The 14,575-nt window shown below is 40.2% G+C and carries 13 protein-coding genes; 4 read left to right on the top strand and 9 right to left on the bottom strand.

All coding sequences use genetic code 11. The annotated features are described in order from the left end of the window. Positions 1-67: 67 nt before the first annotated feature. The 3 genes from O2942_06295 to lgt form a co-directional block, all read right to left on the bottom strand. Positions 68-1,963, bottom strand: coding sequence for an Rne/Rng family ribonuclease (locus O2942_06295; protein MDA0781859.1), 1,896 nt, complete (start codon positions 1,961-1,963; stop codon positions 68-70). Between the two features lie 393 nt (positions 1,964-2,356). Beyond that, complete coding sequence (locus O2942_06290; GenBank protein ID MDA0781858.1) at positions 2,357-3,394, bottom strand: SAM-dependent methyltransferase; 1,038 nt, start codon at positions 3,392-3,394, stop codon at positions 2,357-2,359. Positions 3,395-3,486: 92 nt separating this feature from the next. Then, the gene (lgt, locus tag O2942_06285) at positions 3,487-4,281 is read right to left on the bottom strand and encodes a prolipoprotein diacylglyceryl transferase (protein MDA0781857.1); all 795 of its coding nucleotides are present in this window, start codon (positions 4,279-4,281) and stop codon (positions 3,487-3,489) included. Between the two features lie 74 nt (positions 4,282-4,355). Here lgt and O2942_06280 point away from each other — a divergent pair, with 74 nt between their 5' ends. Next, the gene (locus O2942_06280; protein ID MDA0781856.1) at positions 4,356-4,622 is read left to right on the top strand and encodes an accessory factor UbiK family protein; all 267 of its coding nucleotides are present in this window, start codon (positions 4,356-4,358) and stop codon (positions 4,620-4,622) included. Beyond that, a complete protein-coding gene (gene proC / locus O2942_06275) occupies positions 4,619-5,422 on the top strand; it encodes a pyrroline-5-carboxylate reductase (GenBank protein ID MDA0781855.1) in 804 nt (267 codons plus the stop codon). Before O2942_06280 ends, proC begins: the two co-directional genes overlap by 4 nt. A gap of 207 nt (positions 5,423-5,629) precedes the next feature. Here proC and O2942_06270 read toward each other — a convergent pair whose 3' ends face one another. Further along, a complete protein-coding gene (locus O2942_06270) occupies positions 5,630-6,112 on the bottom strand; it encodes a hypothetical protein (protein MDA0781854.1) in 483 nt (160 codons plus the stop codon). A gap of 7 nt (positions 6,113-6,119) precedes the next feature. After that, positions 6,120-7,355, bottom strand: coding sequence for a type II and III secretion system protein family protein (locus O2942_06265; GenBank protein MDA0781853.1), 1,236 nt, complete (start codon positions 7,353-7,355; stop codon positions 6,120-6,122). A gap of 567 nt (positions 7,356-7,922) precedes the next feature. Between O2942_06265 and O2942_06260 the strand changes: the two genes are divergently transcribed. Continuing rightward, positions 7,923-9,212, top strand: a complete 1,290-nt coding sequence (locus O2942_06260) for a homoserine dehydrogenase (protein ID MDA0781852.1) — start codon at positions 7,923-7,925, stop codon at positions 9,210-9,212. Between the two features lie 35 nt (positions 9,213-9,247). Then, positions 9,248-10,252 (top strand): class II fructose-bisphosphatase, encoded by a 1,005-nt coding sequence (gene glpX, locus O2942_06255; protein MDA0781851.1) that lies wholly within the window; start codon positions 9,248-9,250, stop codon positions 10,250-10,252. 25 nt (positions 10,253-10,277) lie between these two features. Here glpX and purH read toward each other — a convergent pair whose 3' ends face one another. From purH to O2942_06235, 4 genes are all read right to left on the bottom strand, one after another. Continuing rightward, positions 10,278-11,864: a bifunctional phosphoribosylaminoimidazolecarboxamide formyltransferase/IMP cyclohydrolase gene (gene purH / locus O2942_06250; protein MDA0781850.1), complete on the bottom strand. Its 1,587-nt coding sequence runs from the start codon at positions 11,862-11,864 to the stop codon at positions 10,278-10,280. Positions 11,865-11,953: 89 nt separating this feature from the next. Beyond that, entirely contained in the window at positions 11,954-13,849 is a 1,896-nt protein-coding gene (locus O2942_06245; protein MDA0781849.1) for a nucleoside-diphosphate sugar epimerase/dehydratase, read from the bottom strand. Continuing rightward, entirely contained in the window at positions 13,849-14,157 is a 309-nt protein-coding gene (locus tag O2942_06240) for a nucleotidyltransferase domain-containing protein (GenBank protein ID MDA0781848.1), read from the bottom strand. The genes O2942_06245 and O2942_06240 overlap by 1 nt, the downstream gene beginning before the upstream one ends. Beyond that, positions 14,154-14,555: a nucleotidyltransferase substrate binding protein gene (locus O2942_06235; protein ID MDA0781847.1), complete on the bottom strand. Its 402-nt coding sequence runs from the start codon at positions 14,553-14,555 to the stop codon at positions 14,154-14,156. Before O2942_06235 ends, O2942_06240 begins: the two co-directional genes overlap by 4 nt. Positions 14,556-14,575 lie beyond the last annotated feature (20 nt).

Raw genomic sequence — 14,575 nt, 5'->3', positions numbered from 1 at the left:
TAAGTGATAGTGTTAAGTGTCAGTGTTTTTATCCCTTAACACTAACACCAACCACTAAAACTAACTACTACTCCACTATCTTTTTCCACAAGCCCTCAAAAATATTATCGGCACCGACAATACGAGCTTCTTTTTTCTCCTGTATTTCCTCACGTTTAGTTTCACGTCTTGATTTTTTTTCAGGGAACGGCTCTACATTATTATCCTCTTGAGGCTCGCTAATCTTTTTAGGTTTTTCCTGTTTATTAACAGGTCTTGTATCCGCCTCCGGAACAGAATCTTCATAGCCTTTCATTTTCTCAATATAAAAACTATTAGCACCTGCCGTATCATCAACATTCAGGAAAACTTTTACATTATATTTATTTTCTATCTTGCTTAAAGGCTCTCTCTTGTTGTTAAGTATATAAAGTGCCACGTCCTGAGTTACATAAACACCTATTGCCTTGCATTTTGACCTGCTGACATCATTTTCAACAGCTCTCAAAACCGTAACGGCATTAGACTCGGTAGCTTTCACCACACCCGCCCCTACACAGGTAGGGCATACCATAGTGTTTACTTCCAGAAAGCTTGATGCCATTCTCTGACGGGACATTTCCAGCAGTCCGAACGTACTTATCCTTCCTATCTGTATTCTAGCTCGGTCATCTGCGAATGCGTCACGCAATACTTTTTCTACCGTCTTCTTATTCCTAAGATCAAGCATATCGATAAAGTCTATGACTATAAGCCCCGAAAGGTCACGCAATCTAAGCTGTCTTGCAACTTCACGTGCCGCTTCGATATTGGTAGATACCGCCGTTTCTTCAACCGACCTTTGTCCGGTCGAGCGTCCTGAGTTCACATCAATAGATATAAGTGCCTCGGTCGGATTTATAACCAACGCACCGCCCGAATCAAGCGGAACCTCAGGATTATAAAGTGCGGCTATCTGCTCTTCTACCTTATAGCGTGTAAATACGGGAACTTTATTTTTATATTGCTTTACTCTTGAGGCATGCCCCGACATAACAACTTTAATAAAGTCCTTAGCCGTTTCAAAAGCTTCTTTTCCCTCTATCAGCACCTCATCGATTTTTTCATTATAAAGGTCACGCATGGTACGCTTGATAATGTCACCTTCGGCATGAATGAATGCAGGTGCGTTTGACTGCTTGGTCTTTTCAATTATACCGTTCCAAAGTCCTGCCAGATAATTATAATCACCCCTTAACTCGTCCTCGGCTCGCTTAGCACCTGCCGTCCTGATTATCAGTCCTTTTTCTACAGGTATGTTAAGGTTTTTAAGTACGGACTTCAGGCGTTTTCTATCATCACGGTTTTCTATTCTGCGTGATACGCCGCCTCTTCTTAGTGAGTTAGGCATTAACACGCAATAACGCCCTGCAAGTGAGATAAAAGTAGTAAGGGAAGCACCTTTATTGCCCCTTTCTTCCTTTTCGACCTGAACAAGAACTATCTTATTACGCTTGATAACTTCCTGAATCTTATATTTGCGGTATAAGTTCTCGTCCTGTTTTTTTTCGTCTTTTATTTCCTGCTCTTCTTCTACGGCAACAACATCAACTTCCGATTCGGAAGATTCTTCATTGCCGCCTTCATTTCCAGAACCGGTTGATTTTGCATCTTTTACAGACTCATCTTCTTCTTCGGATTCATCGTCTTTAGAGTTACCGCTTCTTATTGACTCAAGCAGGGCTTTTTTATCTGCGACAGGAATATCGTAGTAATCGGGGTGTATTTCGGAAAAAGGAAGAAAACCGTGCTTATCGCCTCCATACTCTACGAAGGCAGATTGTAATGAAGGTTCGACTCTGGTTATTTTTGCTAGATATATATTTCCTTTTAATTGTTTTTTTACCGATGTTTCAGAATCATACTCCGTAACACGACCGTTTTCCAACACAACAACGCGAGTTTCCTCTACGTGAGTTGCGTCTACTAAAATTCTTTTTGGCATTTATTAAATACTCCATAGGCTTTCGCTCACAGCGACAGTTTAATGAAACCATTATATTTTCTATTACTAGAATTGATTTATCTAAAAATGTCATCCCTGAACACATGTTTATAAAAAAGTTTGGACATTCTCATTTCGGAAATTATTTTTATTCCTACTCAAGAACGGATATTCTACATTTAAGCGAACCAAAATCCGCATACACAATAAAAATAGCAATTTTTCCATATTGTTTGTTTATATTTTAAGCCTGATAATTATAAATAATTCAGCATTAATAACAACAACGAAAGTTTGCTAAAGGAACATCATACACATATTTCCGATTAAATAAATAATTTTTATATATTTAAAAATAAAACTGCAAAAAACAGGATAAAAAACAATTAGATATCAAGTTTTTCCTTCAACCGCAACTAGAACTTTAAACAGGTTTCCCATATTTTTCACATCTATCAGCCTTTCAACTCCATCACTAACCGTTTTCGCCTGTTTTTTACTTGCCGCACCGGCAACCAGAATTTCACGGCGTTTTTCTATGCCTAACGACATCAAAAATTCACGCTGGGTAACAATACTGCAATCATTTATTCCCTGCTCTTTAACCGTCTCAGATAACGCTACAAAATCCACATGTGCCGTTATATCCGCTTCACCTATGTTTTTCAGCACGTCATGGAATTTATGGTTTTTCATACCCTGCAACGTATCTTTATATCCGTAATAATCATAGCCGTAATCTATGAAAACCCCTGCCCCGCCAAACTCTTTTATACGTTTGGCTATGTCTTTTACGATTGCTAACGAACTTTGACCGACCTCCAAAACGTCGCCTTCCTTTGCAAACGGGTGCTTTTTATTAAATTCCTCTGAAAAACCGCAAACAGGCGACAGCCCGAATCTTAATTTTTCGTTTTTATCTAAAAATATTAAGTTCTCGCACCACCTTTCTTTTGTTTTTACATACTGGTTAATAGGCAGAGCATCGAAAAATTCATTAGCTATAAAGAACGATTTTTTTCGTGGTATTGTATTTATGCTGTCATGCCATTTAATATTGCCGTGCATTCCTTCTAAGGTTTCTTTTTGCATCTGTTGTAGTTGATGGCTATTTTCCACCATGTGTATCTCTATAGCCCCATGGAATCCTTTTACGTTCCTAGTGCCACGCAAAAGGTCTTTCATCAAAATGCCCCTTCCCGGCCCCATCTCAACGAGGGCAACACTGCTTGGAGTTCCCATATTTACCCACTGATATGCTATGAACGCCCCGATAAGTTCGCCAAACACCTGTGATATTTCAGGAGCGGTTATAAAATCCCCTCCTTTTCCGAAAGGCTGCCGGCTGCCATAATAAATCGGCAAAGCATAACTCATAAGTTCACTTACGGATATGTGACCTCTGTTTTTTATAATAGTTTTTATATCCATCTGTTTTTTTTAATTTTTCGATACATATGCAAATATACTATGTCATACTGAAACAATTTCGCCCATAACAAAAACTATATTTATCGAACCACCTATTTCTCCCGCCTTTTCCTCATAGCAAAAAATATGATTATAATTCCCGTAATCATCATAGGGAATGATAATGCCTGTCCCGTGGTTATCTGCATGAATAAAAATCCTATATGCTCATCAGGCTCACGATAATTCTCAACTATTATCCTTGCAGCCGCGTATCCTGCTACAAATATTCCTGCCAGCACTCCGGGAAATTGCTTTAACTTTGTGTAGTTTGCTATAACAAACAGTATAATGAACAATAGCAATCCTTCTAAGAATGCCTCATAAAGCTGGCTTGGGTGCCTTGGCTGATTGCCGCCTGTCGGGAACACCATAGCCCACGGAGCATCGGTCACACGCCCATATAGCTCCCCGTTTATAAAATTTGCTATCCTTCCGAAGAACAATCCTATAGGTGCGGCACAGGCAAGCAGGTCAAACAGCACCCATACATTAACTTTATTCTTCCTACAAAATATTATTGTGGCGATAACCACACCTAAAAAGCCTCCGTGGAACGACATTCCCCCCGCCCATATTTTAAGAGCTTCTTCGATATGCGAAATATAATATTCAAAATTATAGAAAAGCACATACCCGAAACGACCGCCCAGAATTATACCGATAATTGCCCATACCATAAAATCATCGAATACTTTAAGATTCTGTTGCACAGGCGGTTTTTTGTTAAGCCTGTCGGCATATAAAGCACCGATAACGATTCCTACCACATATGCAACGGAGTACCACCTTATAGCAAGTGAGCCTATTTCTATTATAACCGGATCGATATGTGGATATTCTATCACTTTATTATTTATTAAGATTGTTTTTTATGTTTATATAAGCTGAAAACTCATAACTATAAAGAGTAATAAAGGAAATGAACAAAGAAAACAAATTTTTTGAAGATTTTACAAAACTTGCAGGCTCCGCAATGGATACGGCGTTCAACTCATTTGCCGACATGAAGTCACAATTTGACCATGCTGTTCATGAAAAGGTAGACGAGCTACTTAAAAAACACGACCTTGTTAGCCGTGAAGAATTTGAAGTAGTAAGGCAAATGGCTCAAAAGGCTCGCCTTGAGCAAGAGAAACTCTCAAAAAAAATTACCGCTCTTGAAAAAAAACTAAAAGAAAACAAATGATAAGTCAGAATATAATACTTGTAGGCTGCGGAAAAATGGGAAGTGCTTTATTTGGCGGACTACTTCCTAATCTGGAATCCAAATCGCAGGCTCTTATAATTTCACCAAGCGGTAAAGGTTCAGATTTCGGTGTAAATCTTGTAAATTCAGCTTCACAAATACCTGATGATTTTAAGCCTGAAATAATTTTATTAGCCGTAAAACCTCAGATTATCGGCAATGTTTTAGAAGAATATAAAAAATATACCGACGGCAACACTTTGTTCATATCCGTTGCGGCGGGTAAGACAATAAAGTTTTTCGAAGATAAATTAGGTAAACAAACTCCCATAGTAAGAGCAATGCCTAATCTGCCTTCACTTATAAAACTCGGTGCTACTACCATATGTGCCAACGATATTGTAAACGAAACTCAAAAATCTATTACAACTAGCTTGTTCGAATCGGTGGGCATGGCTATATGGCTTGATAACGAATCACAAATGAACGCTGCCACAGGTCTTGCCGGAAGCGGGCCTGCTTATGTATTTCATTTTATAGAATGCCTGATAGAAGCCGGAATAAAAGAAGGATTACCACAAGACACCGCCACCGAACTTGCAATAAGCACGGTTTTAGGCAGTGCCGTAATGGCAAATAATTCCGATAATAGCGTTACACAGTTAAAAGAACAGGTAATCAGCCCTAACGGAACTACGCAAGCCGGTATTGACGCACTTTCTAAAGACGGCTCACTACAAAAACTCATTCAAAATACCGTCTCTGCGGCTACTCGTCGCTCAAAAGAATTGGCTGAATGAAAAATACTCTGACTTGTCATACTGAACTATAGTGAATTCTAAATTCATTTCTCATAAAAAACATCATTACCCGAATTGCCAAAGGCAATTATAGGGTAATCTAACCGAGATCGCCCTATAGTTTTCTAAATAAAACTCGGGCGATGACGTAAATGAATTTAGAATTCACTATATATCACACTCCCGAATAAAAAATACGGATTCGGATTACCTTGTATAATAATAATTATTATAGTTCTCTACGGCTTTTTGTGCGTCCTGAAAATCAGAAAGGGCGGGATTAGTAAAGTCTGACCGGTTAGTTATAGCACCTATGAAATTTGCCGACATGGCACAACCGATTCCTCTTTGACATTGCTTTGTAAGCAGCCTGCTATATTTCAAAGATACCGCACTTTCCCTGTTATTAGTTACTTTCATACTGTACGGAACCGAGAAGTTGCTTAATATCTTTTCCGCACCGACACATAGGGAATCACCGCCTACACAATATAACACGGCTTCACTCGGTCTATCATCTAACACCCACTCAAACATTGAATCCAAAGAATCCCTACCGGTAATAGCGAACGTCACGTCCTCAATATTACTTGTTAACAGCGTTTCAGGTTTAACCTGGACCGTATGTTCACTAGGACGAACACAAGATGAAACAAATAAAACACAAGATAGCAACAAAAATAAACGCATATAACCCCTAATCAATTAAATATCCGACTCCGCCTTCCAGCCCTACATTCCGCCCTGTATTTTTCGGAACACCTATACTGCCTAAGAAAAACGTTTCCATATTAGACCTATGTATAAAATTATCGGTCGGAAGACGAATATCATTACCGCTTACAGGGTCTGTAAGATAAGGTGTAACCGCAATTACCAGTTCCGTTTCATTGCGCTGAAAATCAACACTCCTGAATAATGTACTTAATATAGGAAGGTCGCCCACTCCCGGAACCTTATGTATATGTGATTTACTGCTGTCCTCAATAAGCCCTGCTATCATAAAACTCTCACCCGATGCCATTTCAACGGTCGTATTAGCCCTTCTTGTTGAAATGGAAGGCACGGAGATTGAGTTTACACTTACAACTTTCGCATCAACTTCAGAAACCTCAGATGCGACACTAAGCCTTATACGGTTTTCAGACAACACTACCGGAGTGAATTGCACGCTTACACCCACAGGCTTATAGTCAACCGACATAACATTACCTGCCTGAATCACAGGAACGGGTATTTCACCGCCTGCCAGAAAATCGGCAGTCTCACCCGATATAGCTATCAAAGTAGGCTCGGCAAGGACTTTGAACACCCCTTCCCTTTCCAAAGCACCAAGTACGGCGGAACCTGAAGTTATAACACCATGCAAGCCAAGCCCTAGCTTCTTCAAAACATCACGGCGAATTTCGCCTACCCTTACTCTAAGCATCACCTGCTGTCCGCTTCTTAACCCCATAAGGTTCAAGACATTATTTTCATCACCTACATATTCTCTAACTACATTAACTATTTGTGCGGCAGTCTGAGCATCACTTACGGTTCCTTTTAACGCAACACTGCCGTTAACCGTGGCAACCCCTACTTTTTGCTCGGGGAAAAGGTTGCTTAACGTACGCTTTATAGAAAGCAGGTCTTGAGTAACCGTTACATTCACCTGCCTTACGATACGGTTACCGTTCATAAATCTTATATTCGTATGTCCCAGCCCATGCCCTATTACGGAAACCTTTTTCGGTGCATGTTTAACTACTCCGGCAACCTCCCTGTCGGCTATCAGTACATGGCTCATTGCACTCGGCAAATCTATTATTTCCGCCCCGTTCTTACCTATAGTAAGGTTTATAACATCACCTGCAACGGCAATGTTTGTAAATGAAAGTAGCATAAAGAAGTAAAAACCGACTTTTAACAATAAACTTCTGATAGAAAACATTAAAACCACCTAAAATACTTTTAAAAAGCTTCAAAAAATGAAGCTGCACGTAGAAAATGCACTGTATTAATATAATTTATAGTTCATATAGGAAGGTTAGGTCAAGTCAATAAAATTTAATTATCCACAATTTAATTTTACATATTGATTTACAATCAAAACATTCAGAGCGGCAATATAAACTACCCGTAAAAAACATGCTGACCGACATTAATAAAAGCTAAAGTGCGAGTATGTTCTTTATAGCCGTTCGTCTATTATAGCCCTTTGCGATAAAGGATTTACAACATTATCGGGAAGTACATTGATAATTTTATTATATTAATATCATTCCCGATGTAACGTCGGGAATCTTCTTGTAACTATATAAGATCCCCTTATAATCTCTAAAACGATATTCGGGTTAATAAATGAATATTTCTAAAACCGAGCATATTCAAACATATTTCGGACGTTTTGATAAATAGTCTTGTTAATCTTAATAATTACGATAGTGACAACCGGCAAAAAATTCCCTATATTCTTGCCTTGTTTTAAAATTACTAAAAAATAAGAAAGGCAATCGGTATGTCTGAGATAAGTTTGAACGTCGGTATAGCAGGTCTGGGCACCGTCGGTGTAGGTGTTGTAAAGATATTGCAAAACCGGTCTGAGTTATTGGAGCAACGTACGGGTAAAAAAATAAATATAGTTGCGATTTCTGCCCGCAGCCAAAAAGATAGAGGGATAAATCTTGACGGTATAAAATGGTATGATAACGCAAGTGATATCGCAGATGATGAAAATGTAGATACCGTTGTTGAGCTTATAGGCGGCGATGAGGGCGTAGCCTATGACTTGTGTATCAAAGCAATTAAAAACGGCAAAAACTTCGTAACCGCTAACAAGGCTTTAATTGCAAAACGTGGAAACGAGATAGCATTACTCGCAGAGGAAAATAATGTTTATGTAGCGTTTGAAGCTGCCGTTGCAGGCGGCATACCGGTTATAAAAACTTTAAAAGAAGGACTTGCAGGGAACGAGATAACTAAAATATCGGGCATTTTAAACGGTACGTGTAATTACATGCTTACTGCAATGAAAGATACCGGTCGTGATTTTGACGTTATATTAAAAGAAGCTCAGGAACTAGGATACGCAGAGGCAGACCCAAGCTTTGATGTAGGCGGTATAGATGCCGCTCATAAGCTGGCAATACTTACATCGCTGGCATTTGGAGTTCCTGTTGATTTCGATAATGTTCACATAGAAGGGATTGAGAAAGTATCGCTAATTGATGTAAAATATGCTAAAGAACTGGGCTATAGGATAAAATTACTGGGAATATGCTCTAAAAGCGATAAGGGCATTAGTCAGAAGGTGTGTCCTTGTCTTGTTTTGAAGAATTATCCGGTAGCAAGTGTTGAAGGTGTTGATAATGCAGTGTTCATTGAAGGTGACGCTGTAGGGAAAATTGTTTTACAAGGACCGGGGGCGGGTCAGGGAGCTACTGCATCGGCAGTGGTGGCAGATATAGCCGACATAGCATCGGGCAGAGCGTCATATATGTTTAATGCACCGTTTGAAAAGCTTGCCAAATCTGAATTTGTAGGTATTTTAGAACATGTCGGCAGATATTATATAAGGGTTACCGCCGAGGATAGGTCGGGTGTTCTGGCTTCTGTGTCCGATGTGTTGCGTGATGAAATGATATCGGTAGATTCTATTTTGCAAAAATCGGCAAAAGAAGGCGAACATGCACATATAATTGTCGTTACGCATAAGACTTCCGAAAAGGCGATTATAAAAGCAGTAGAAAAAATAGAAAAACAGGATAGTGTAATTAAAAAACCCAACGTTATACGTATAGAAGGGTAAACGATAAATAAAAAGGAACAAAAATGGTGAGCATAATGCGAAGAGAAGAAAATGATAACGATCTGACATTAGACCGTAATTTTGCCATGGAGGCGGTGCGTGTTACCGAAGCTGCCGCTCTTGCTTCTTATAAGTGGATGGGCTTGGGTGATGAAAAAGCCGCAGATCAGGCAGCGGTTAATGCTATGCGTAGAGCGCTTAATACTCTTTCGATAGACGGTACGGTCGTTATCGGTGAGGGCGAGCGTGATAAAGCCCCTATGCTATATATAGGCGAAAAAGTCGGAAGCGGTCAGGGGCCTGAAATCGACATTGCACTTGACCCGTTAGAGGGGACTACCATCTGTGCTACGGGAGGTCCTAACTCATTAGCAGTTATCGCAATGGCGGAGAAAAACGGCTTTTTGCACGCACCTGACGTATATATGGATAAGATAGCCGTAGGTAGCGGATTGCCCAAACATGTTGTTGATTTGGATAATTCAGTTGAATCCAATTTGAAAAGTCTGGCAAAAGCTAAAAAATGCGAGATATCCGATTTGATAGTATGCATACTCGACCGTGAGCGTCATGAGGAGATAATCGCTAAAACAAGGGAAGTAGGAGCCAGAGTTCGCTTAATAGGTGATGGTGATGTTGCAGGTGTTATAGCAACCGCAACTAACGACACGCAGATTGATATGTATATGGGAATAGGCGGTGCGCCTGAGGGAGTGCTTGCCGCTGCGGCTCTTAGATGCGTCGGCGGGCAGATGCAGGGAAGGCTGATATTCAGTGATTCCGAACAGCGTGAAAGAGCAAAACGCATGGGCGTGAGCGACCTTAGCAGAAAATATACTATGGAAGAGATGGCAAAGGGCAATGTTATGTTCGCTGCCACAGGAGTTACCGGCGGTTCAATGCTTGACGGCGTTCAACGATTCAAAGGCGGTGCTTCAACGCATTCGGTGGTTATGCGTTCTAAAACAGGAACTATACGCCATATTAAGGCACAGCATTTCTTCGACCGTAAAAAAGGCGGCGACCCTGCCGAGCATTAGACTAATAATTTACTATACTAGTTTTCTAATGCCTGAAGTGCCTTTTACCCGTAAATACCATGGCAATGTTATGTTTGTTGGCTTCTGCGATAACTTCATCGTCACGTATTGAGCCTCCCGGTTGTATTATTGCGGTAACTCCTGCTTTTGCTGCCTGTTCAACTCCGTCTGCGAACGGGAAGAAGGCATCGGACGCTAAAACCGAGCCTTTTGCACGATTAGGGTTTTCTTTGCAATCACCTGCTTTTATGGCGGCAATTCTGGAAGAATCAACACGGCTCATCTGACCTGCACCTATGCCGATACCGGCATTGTTACTTGCCAGTACTATTGCATTTGATTTAACATGCTTACAAACTTTGAACGCAAACAGCATTTCTTTTATTTCGTCATCAGTCGGCTTTCTGTCGGTTACAACTTGTAAGTCTTCTTTTGTAGTTTGTTCATAGTCGCTTTCCTGAACTAATAATCCGCCTACAACTGATTTTACCGTTAGAGATTTGTTTACCTTATTATTATTGCCTGTAATAAGAATCCTTACATTCTTTTTAGCGGATAATATCTCTTTTGCCTCATCGGATATGTCGGGAGCTATGATTGCCTCAACGAACATTTTAGCAATATTGTCTGCTATCTCCGCCTCCAGTTTACGGTTGAATGCCAGTATTCCGCCAAAGGCACTGACAGGATCGCAAGCCAATGCTTTTTTATATGCGTCTAATATATTATCGCCGATAGCTACTCCGCACGGGTTGGCATGTTTGATAATAACTGCGGCAGGTTCATCAAATTCAGATACCAACTGCAAAGCCGCATCAGCATCATTGATGTTGTTGTAGCTAAGTTCCTTGCCTTGAATTTGAGTTGTGGCAGCTATGCCGGTTCCATCATTATATGAATAAAAAGCGGCTCCCTGATGAGGATTCTCGCCATAACGCAAAGGTTGTTTCAAAGATGCGGTAAGATTAAATGTTTGAGGGAATTGTTCGCCTTGCTGCTTTGCAAACCATGTACTGATTGCCGCATCATATGCGGCAGTACGTGCAAAAGCCTTTGCCGCCATCCTCTGACGGAAGACATCTGATGTTGCACCGTCGTTTGTTTTCATCTCATTAATTAATTCGGCATAGTCATTATGGTCGGTTATGATAGTAGTAAAAGCATGGTTTTTAGCAGCGGAACGCACCATTGAAGGTCCGCCTATATCTATGTTCTCAATAGCATCTTCAAAGCTCGCCCCACGTGCTACGGTTTCTTCAAACGGGTATAAATTAACAATTACAAGGTCAATAGGGGTTATGTTGTTTTCCTCCATGGCTTTTACATGCTCTTTGTTATCAAGAACCGCAAGCAAACCGCCATGTATAGAAGGGTGAAGGGTTTTTACACGTCCGTCCATTATCTCAGGGAAGCCGGTATGCTCTGAAACATCTTTTACATTCAGCCCTGCATCACGCAGTTTTTTTGCCGTACCTCCGGTAGAAAGAATCTCTACGCCATGCTGTTTCAAAAATTGAGCAAGTTCATCTAAGCCTGCTTTATCCGATACCGAGATTAACGCACGTTTTATCTTTACTGACATTTTTTGTTCCTGATAGTTTGGTTGTTTCATTTTTTTCCTTTCGCTTTTTTATATTATTTTGAAAGTTTCCCCCTCACCCTAACCCTCTCCCATAGGGAGAGGGAATAAAGAAAGGAGGCTTAAGCCGCATCTTTTTCAATTTGTTTTTTATGTTCCGTCAGATATTCAGGAACTATTTGCAATAATATATCCGTCAAACCCTCACGGTTTTGGTGTTCACACTCTTTTTCCGCCGCATTTATTTTGTTTACGATATCCTGAAAATCAATATCGCCTGCTATAGCTTTCATGATGCCTTTATAAAGAGTTTCTGCTCTGACCTCATCATCATAAAATAATTCTTCATATAATTTTTCACCTTCTCGGACACCCGTAAACGTTATCTTGATATCTTCATCAGGTGTAAAACCGGCAAGTTTTATCATCTGTGCGGCAAGGTCTACTATCTTGATGGGGTTGCCCATATCAAGCACGAATATGCCTGATTTATCATTATTTTCATTTTCTATAGTAGATGCCTGAAGCACAAGCTCCACAGCCTCAGGAACGGTCATGAAGAAGCGTTCCATGTCAGGGTGGGTAACTGTTATAGGCCCTCCTTTTTCCAACTGGCTTTGGAATAAAGGTATAACCGAACCCGATGACCCCAAAACATTGCCGAACCTGACCGTAGAGAAAATAGTATCCGAATTTTCGTTTGAATTACCGAGGCTTTGTATATAGCATTCTGCTATACGCTTTGTAACTCCCATAAGGGAAGTGGGGTTGACAGCCTTATCGGTAGATATCATTACCATACGGCTTACCTTATGACGGGTGCAGATGTCAGCCAGATTTTTTGATCCTATAACATTGGTCATGAATGCTTCAATCAGGTTTTGCTCAACTATAGGCACATGCTTTAAAGCTGCCGCATGGAAAACAATATCAGGCTTATGTTCTTCAAATATCTTATTGAGTAATTTATAATTACGTACATCACCGATAAGGGAAATTATCTCAATATCCTTATCCAGATTTTCCAGCTCCTTGTCTATCATGTAAAGGTTATATTCGGATATCTCTAAAAGAATTATACGCAAAGGGCTATATTCGCATATCTGGCGTACTAACTCACTGCCTATAGTGCCGCCCGCACCTGTCACCAGTATATTTTTGCCGTTAATAAGAGTTTCACGTCGTCCAAGGCTAGGAGTTATTTCGGCACGTCCTAAAAGGTCTTCAATAGCGATTGGTCTTACTTCAAGCTTGTCGATGTTATCCTTAAAGTCGGATATGCGAGGCAGTTTTGCAAGTTTAAACCCAAGCGTATCAGACATTTTCAGCAGCTTGGTAACGGTTTCCTTATCAAGATAATCCTGTGCCAGTATAACCCTTTTGGGTTGCTGATTCGCACGCTTGAGGCGTTTTATCGCAACCGGTATGGAGTCAACATCGCCATAGACGGTTATACCGTGAATTTTTCGCCCCATACGGTTTTTGTCATTATCTATTATACCTACTATCTTATATTCTGAGCGTTCACGCCTTGCACATTCCTTTAAAAAACTTACGCCGTTTTCAGACATTCCTACAAGTAAAACAGGAGTCCTCTCGTCAATTCCGCTTTGCAGGAATCCAAGGGAAATATCCTTGTCTTTCAACATGCGGTAAAGGATTCTGGGGCCGCCTAACATTGCCATAAGTACAAGTATGTTTATTATCAGAACCGAGCGGGGGAAATCTTCCAGACGGTTGAACATGAACATCAGCGGTATGAAGATAAGCGTTGCCAGAACTACCGACTTTGCAATATTTACAAGGTCATTAAGCGATGCGTAACGCCAAACACCTTTATAAAGCCCCATAAAGAAAAATACACAGGCACATGAAGCCGTGAATAACAAAATAGCGGGGGTAAGGTAATTATAACTTGCTGCAAAATTCTCACCAAGCCGCAAATACAAGGATGTTATCAGGCTTGCCGATGCCATAAATATATCATGTAATGCCGCAATATGAGAACGTTTTATCACTATTCGCCCTTTTTATAAAAGATGATACCGAAACTTTTTATATGATTCGGTAAATCAGGGTTATCAATATCAGAAAATGACGATAAATCAAATGTATATGGAATTAACAAATCGTCAAGTTCGCTACTTATCCTGCTTAAAACACTTATATCTATGCTCGTCCCCTTTATCGTAAGGTCAATATCGGAACCTTGTGTAAATTTACCCGTTGCCCTTGAGCCGTATAAAGTTACCGATTCTACTTCGGGGTATTTTAAAAAAACCCCTTTTACCAGCCCTATAGTTTTATCATCTAAACCGAAATTCATTTTTCTTTAGCTTCCAGAACTTCTTTTAAATTTGTAAACGCCATGAAATAGCTATTTCGGATAGCACTTACTATCTGTTTTGCGGTTTCCTCATTATATGTATGGAAGGTCATATTCCTGCTTTGTATCATCTGCATCCAGATATCGCCATCTTCAAGCAGGTCTAGCCCGAAAGCTTCGCGAGTAGCATCTTTTGAACCGTATATTTCGGTATTACCGCTGCTTTTTAAAAAATCAGCCAGCGTTTTCCACGCCAGCTCATGAGTATATTCAAAGGCTTGAATAATTCCCTGTTCTTCAAGTTTGTTCAAATCCTGCTTCTTTATAAAATCAGATCGTTGTGACAAAGCCTTTTTATAATTTGCAAAACGCTGCTGCCATCTGATGTCTTTATTCATAACATTTAAATCTATAAATT

The sequence above is a fragment of the Pseudomonadota bacterium genome, assembly GCA_027620075.1.
GTDB lineage: Bacteria > Pseudomonadota > Alphaproteobacteria > Rickettsiales > UBA6187 > 1-14-0-20-39-49.
The sequence above is the reverse complement of the archived record's forward strand: the minus strand, read 5'-3'. Positions and strand labels throughout refer to the sequence as shown.

Coding starts and splice junctions, on each gene's coding strand:
- O2942_06295 (MDA0781859.1), bottom strand. CDS start 1,963: ATGCCAAAAAGAATTTTAGTAGACGCAACTCACGTAGAGGAAACTCGC.
- O2942_06290 (MDA0781858.1), bottom strand. CDS start 3,394: ATGGATATAAAAACTATTATAAAAAACAGAGGTCACATATCCGTAAGT.
- O2942_06280 (MDA0781856.1), top strand. CDS start 4,356: ATGAACAAAGAAAACAAATTTTTTGAAGATTTTACAAAACTTGCAGGC.
- proC (MDA0781855.1), top strand. CDS start 4,619: ATGATAAGTCAGAATATAATACTTGTAGGCTGCGGAAAAATGGGAAGT.
- O2942_06270 (MDA0781854.1), bottom strand. CDS start 6,112: ATGCGTTTATTTTTGTTGCTATCTTGTGTTTTATTTGTTTCATCTTGT.
- O2942_06265 (MDA0781853.1), bottom strand. CDS start 7,355: ATGTTTTCTATCAGAAGTTTATTGTTAAAAGTCGGTTTTTACTTCTTT.
- O2942_06260 (MDA0781852.1), top strand. CDS start 7,923: ATGTCTGAGATAAGTTTGAACGTCGGTATAGCAGGTCTGGGCACCGTC.
- glpX (MDA0781851.1), top strand. CDS start 9,248: ATGCGAAGAGAAGAAAATGATAACGATCTGACATTAGACCGTAATTTT.
- purH (MDA0781850.1), bottom strand. CDS start 11,864: ATGAAACAACCAAACTATCAGGAACAAAAAATGTCAGTAAAGATAAAA.
- O2942_06240 (MDA0781848.1), bottom strand. CDS start 14,157: ATGAATTTCGGTTTAGATGATAAAACTATAGGGCTGGTAAAAGGGGTT.
- O2942_06235 (MDA0781847.1), bottom strand. CDS start 14,555: ATGAATAAAGACATCAGATGGCAGCAGCGTTTTGCAAATTATAAAAAG.